The sequence below is a fragment of the Massilia sp. 05N420 genome (genome assembly GCF_056397205.1).
The window spans coordinates 1-589 of sequence record NZ_JBFTMX010000121.1 but is presented as its reverse complement, the minus strand read 5'-3'; the positions used below and the strand labels follow the sequence as shown (position 1 = coordinate 589).

The 589-nt window shown below is 62.6% G+C and carries 1 protein-coding gene; it reads left to right on the top strand.

Annotated features, from left to right (window positions below):
• Positions 1 to 223: 223 nt before the first annotated feature.
• A partial coding sequence (locus AC1DIX_RS27565) for a GNAT family N-acetyltransferase (RefSeq protein WP_477328506.1) occupies positions 224 to 589 on the top strand: 366 nt, incomplete at its 3' end.

The window sequence follows — 589 nt, the reverse complement described above, 5'->3', positions numbered from 1 at the left end:
ATTCTCGGCCTCTCGGTCTCATCGCAATATGTCGGCCAGGTGGCCGGGCCGGTGCTCGGCGGTTTCGTTGGCGGCCATATCGGCATGCCCTCGGTGTTCCTGGGAACCTGTGTCCTGCTTGCCGCCGGTGCCGCCTTCACGTGGATTGTGAAGCCAAAAGACGAAAACTGAGACTATCGTTTGCAACTCCCGGCGCTATGATTGCGTTTCAGAACGGAACCGCATGCAACGGGAGAAGCGCTTGCAGCAGATATTCGTCACCGACCGTCTCATTTTGCGTCCGCGGACGCTGGCCGACCTCGATGACTGTATGGCGATGGACCGCGACCCCGAGGTGACGCGCTATATTCCCGGCCCCTGGGCCGATCCGGACGCGCACAGGCGCTTCGTCATCAACCGCATGGAAAGCGATTTCGGCGAAGGTCTCGGCTACTGGTCGATCTTTGCCAAGACCGCGCCGAAGCAGTTTCTCGGCTGGGTGATGCTGATCCCCTACGACACGATCGGACCCGACATCGAGATCGGCTGGCGGCTGAACCGCCATGCCTGGGGCCAGGGCTACGCGACGGAGGCCGCGCGCCCCGTGCTC